The 4,202-nt window shown below is 40.4% G+C and carries 3 protein-coding genes and 1 pseudogene; all 4 read left to right on the top strand.

The features are described 5' to 3' along the window. On the top strand, positions 1-1,597 hold a 1,597-nt coding region (locus tag LC653_RS44880), incomplete at its 5' end, for an ATP-binding cassette domain-containing protein (RefSeq protein ID WP_229501689.1). 14 nt (positions 1,598-1,611) lie between these two features. Next, the gene (locus tag LC653_RS44885; protein ID WP_229501690.1) at positions 1,612-2,724 is read left to right on the top strand and encodes an ABC transporter permease; all 1,113 of its coding nucleotides are present in this window, start codon (positions 1,612-1,614) and stop codon (positions 2,722-2,724) included. Beyond that, positions 2,725-3,888 (top strand): ABC transporter permease, encoded by a 1,164-nt coding sequence (locus LC653_RS44890; protein WP_229501691.1) that lies wholly within the window; start codon positions 2,725-2,727, stop codon positions 3,886-3,888. Positions 3,889-4,060: 172 nt separating this feature from the next. After that, positions 4,061-4,202 (top strand): annotated as a pseudogene (locus tag LC653_RS44895) (adenine phosphoribosyltransferase); the annotation flags it as partial.

Below are 4,202 nucleotides of genomic sequence, written 5' to 3' on the forward strand. Positions count from 1 at the left end.
CAAATATTTCTTAGAATTTTTAGGTTTAGCACGATTCCAAGACCGTTTAGCGGCGAACTTGTCAGGGGGCATGAAGCAGAAACTTGGTTTATGTTGTACGCTGATTCATCAACCGCAGATTTTGCTACTAGATGAGCCGACCACAGGTGTAGACCCAGTTTCACGCCGTGAGTTTTGGGATATTTTAGCGCAATTAGCTGCTGATGAAGGTATGACTACAGTGGTAGCTACACCGTATCTAGATGAAGCAGAACGCTGTTCAAGAATTGCTCTCATGTATGAGGGCAAGATTCAGCAGTGTGACACTGTTGCTGAGGTAAAAGCGAGCTTAGGTGTGCAACGCTTGGAAGTTTACCTACCAATTGCACAGCTAGACCAGGCTGAGGATATTCTCCAGCAGAACGCTGATTTACATCAGTTGGTTTCAGATACACAGCGCTTTGGAGATCATCTGGATGTGTTAACAGCGCAGCCCCACCAGACTATTCAGAAAATGCAGTGTATTTTACAACAGCAACAGCTAAACCTGCAAAACATAGTTATTAATACCCCAACTCTAGAAAACACCTTTGTTGCTCGTCTCCGACAGTTCAAAGCTGACAGTCCAAGGTGTAACTATCCTCAGATTTACCACCAAGTACAAGATTTTGGAACTGCGATCGGCGCACAAAACCTCAATAAAACCTTTGGTAAGTTTCATGCTGTCAAACAAATCAACTTAGATATTAAATATGGTGAGGTCTTTGGTTTATTAGGAGCCAATGGTGCTGGAAAAACAACCACAATCAAAATGCTCTGCGGCTTACTTCCAGCCAGTTCTGGGAGAGTAACTTTAGCAGGCGAAACAGATGCCTTAAGTAGCTCTGTAGTGAGGCAGAAAATTGGCTATATGTCTCAAAAGTTTACCCTCTACGATGACATTACAATCGAACAAAACTTAGAGTTTTATTGTGGTGTATATGGTATACCGCATCGCTATCGCCGAGCCAAGAAAAACTGGGTATTACAGATGAGTGACCTGATCGGCAAAGGGGATATGTTAACTGCTGACTTACCAGGTGGTTGGAAACAGCGAGTGGCTTTTGGTGCAGCAGTTATGCACGAACCTAAAGTTTTGTTTTTAGATGAGCCAACCTCTGGTGTCGATCCCTTAGCAAGACGTGAATTTTGGCGTTGGATTAACGAGTTTGCTCGTGAAGGCATGGCTATACTAGTTACTACGCATTACTTAGAAGAAGCCGAACAGTGTCACCGTTTAGGTTTCATGGTTGCAGGAGAGATAGTTGCTCAAGGAACTCCCCGCCAAGTAAAATCTCAGCAACCGGGACAGTTAGTGGAATGGCGGTGCAATCCTTTACAGAAAGCTGCAAAACTGCTTAAAGATAAGTTTGAGCCTTGGCGAATGTCTATTTTTGGTTCATGTTTGCACACAATTTTAGACACTCATAAAACTGAGATACCGCAAATTCAATCCTGGCTACAAGAAGCAGGAATTATAGTTGATAGCTATCGTGAGATTGAGTTCTCTCTAGAAGATGTTTTTATCAGTATTGTGGCTCAAGCCCAACAGCGTGGTTTATATGTGCCAACAGAGTAGAAGGATAAATTGTGATGGTACGACCAAAACGGGTCATTGCCCAGACAATCAAAGAACTCGTACAACTTAAACGTGACCAACTAATATTGGCATTAGCATTTCTTTTACCTGTGTTTGCAATGCTGCTGTTTGGCTTAACATCATCTCTTGATGTGAACAATATTAATCTCGCTGTTCAGGATTTAGATATCACATATACTAGCCGCGAGTACATTGCTACTTTTGAGCGTACAAACAAATTCAAAATAGTTGCCATTGGCTCAAAAGTCAATGTACCTCAAATGCTCAATCAAGGAAAAATTGCAGCAGGTCTGATTATTCCTCCAGAGTTTACGCGAGACTTGCGGCATGGACGTGAAGCTCAAGTGCAAATCTTAGTAGATGGTACTGATGCTAACACTGCTAATCTCATTCGCAATTATGCGATCGCAACTAATAACGCCTTTGTTGGAAATCTGAATCACAAAACTGCGATCGCTGTAAACATTCAATCGCAGTTTTGGTACAACCCCGGTTTAAAAAGTTTAAATTACGTTGGCCCAGGAGCTATGGGTATGTCTTTGACACTACTTCCCCCATTGTTTGCTGGTCTAGCTACAGCCAAAGAGTGGGAACATGGGACTATTATCCAAGTTTATGCCTCTAGCCTCACTGGCACTGAGTATTTATTAGGTAAGACAATGGCTTACTGGTTAGTGGGAATCACAGAGGTATTTCTGACAAACGTGATGGCCTGGTTTTTCTTTGGTCTTTGGTATGCTGGTGACCCTACCCCTCTAATAGTTGGTTCTGCATTATATGTAGCTTGTGGCGTTCTCTGGGGCATCTTTGTTGGTAGTAATTTCAAATCTCTACCTGTTGTAGTTCAGGTAGTAGTTGCAACCACCTTCATGTTGCCCTGGCTGATGTCTGGTTTTACCTATCCAATTGCTAACATTCCTACTGCTTTGCGTTGGCTTGCTAATTTTACACCAACTACCTTCTATATTTTACTGGCTCGTGATGCCTTTTCTCAGGGCATGGGCTGGTCTATAGCTTGGAGTTCGGTTCTAACTTTGGGACTTCTGGCAGGTTTCTTTTTCTTGCTGGCTTGGTGGAAACTACGGCGTATGCAATTGGAGGATTAAATGAAAAAGCTGTTTATACAACTAATAGATAAAATTTGTACTAGTCGGTTCTGGGCATTATTTAACAAAGAAATTGCACAACTTTCACACAATCGTCAGCTTCTAGTCACAATTCTAATAACACCTAACATATTATTAATAATGTTTGGATTTGCCCTAAATCCAAACTTTCAGAACCTAAAGGTTGGTATTACTGACTATAGTAATAGCAGTACATCTCGTCAATTTGTTGAGATTTTGAACCAGACGGATGTCTTTGTAATTAGTAAATACTACAATTCTCAAAAAGAAATGACAGATGCCTTGGCTGCTGGGAATCTGACAGTTGCCATCACTATTCCACCCGAACTTACTGATGACATTGCTCGTAAACATACTGCCCAAGTACAGGTTCTGTACAACGCTGTGGATGCTAATACAGCAAGTATTGCTTCAAATTACATGAGCCGATTAGTCAGTGACTACAACTTACGTCAATTGAACCGCCATTCTCAAACTGCTAACATAGCTCTCACAACTGGCAACGTCCAAGCTAATACTTTCGTTTTCTACAATCCAGGGCTAGAAAGTTCCTGGTTTATCTTTTCGGGTGCAATTGGTGTTTTATTCACAGTAGTTGGTGTTCAGGCTGCCTCATCATTGGTAGTTAGGGAGAAAGAAGCGGGGACTATTGAAGCTCTGATGATAACTCCAGCTTCTGATACAGAAGTTATCTTGGCAAAAATTTTTCCACTACTAATTTTACTCACTTGTAATTCTCTTGTTGCTCTTGTTATAGGTAGACTTTTCTTTCATCTTCCATTTAATGGTGCTTTACTAGTTTATACCACCATAGCAGGACTTTATTTTTGGGTAGTAATTTGCATTGGCGTTTTGTTAGCTTGCTTCACCAAAAGTGAACTACAGGCATTACTATCAACTGCCTTTGTTAACCCACCTTTAGTTTTTTTAGCTGGCCCTTTCAGCCCTATATCTGCAATGCCTGATTATATGCAATGGTTAAGTTATCTGAATCCATTACGCTACTTTGTCGAAGCCTGTCGCGGAATATTACTCAAAGGAGTTGGGTTTGAAATACTATGGAATCAAGCACTTATCCTGCTAATTTTCGCTGTATTCCTCATGTATCTCAGTATTAGACAATTCCGACAGCAATTAAATTAAGCTGATAAACCAAGCCTAATTGAGGGTAGTATTTTTCAATAATTTGTTCCAAAAATTACTGTGAATGATTAGAGGAATAATCATTAAACAAGAGAACAAATTCCAATGCAAACTAGTTATGTTTCCTTCTCTAATTGATACCATGTTTATGTAATTATTACCTAACAAACATATGAATTTAAAATCTTTAATTCGTGATGTCCCCAACTTTCCCAAACCTGGAATTTATTTCCGAGACATAACCACACTTCTACGTAATTCAAATGGACTAAATTACACAATTGATTCCCTAGCCCAAAAGATTAATGCTGCTG

Source organism: Nostoc mirabile CHAB5784, assembly GCF_020829645.1.
Lineage (GTDB): Bacteria > Cyanobacteriota > Cyanobacteriia > Cyanobacteriales > Nostocaceae > Nostoc > Nostoc mirabile.

What these genes read in the sequence shown, in the direction of transcription:
- LC653_RS44885 (WP_229501690.1), top strand. Translation starts at nt 1,612, where the DNA reads ATGGTACGACCAAAACGGGTCATTGCCCAGACAATCAAAGAACTCGTA.
- LC653_RS44890 (WP_229501691.1), top strand. Translation starts at nt 2,725, where the DNA reads ATGAAAAAGCTGTTTATACAACTAATAGATAAAATTTGTACTAGTCGG.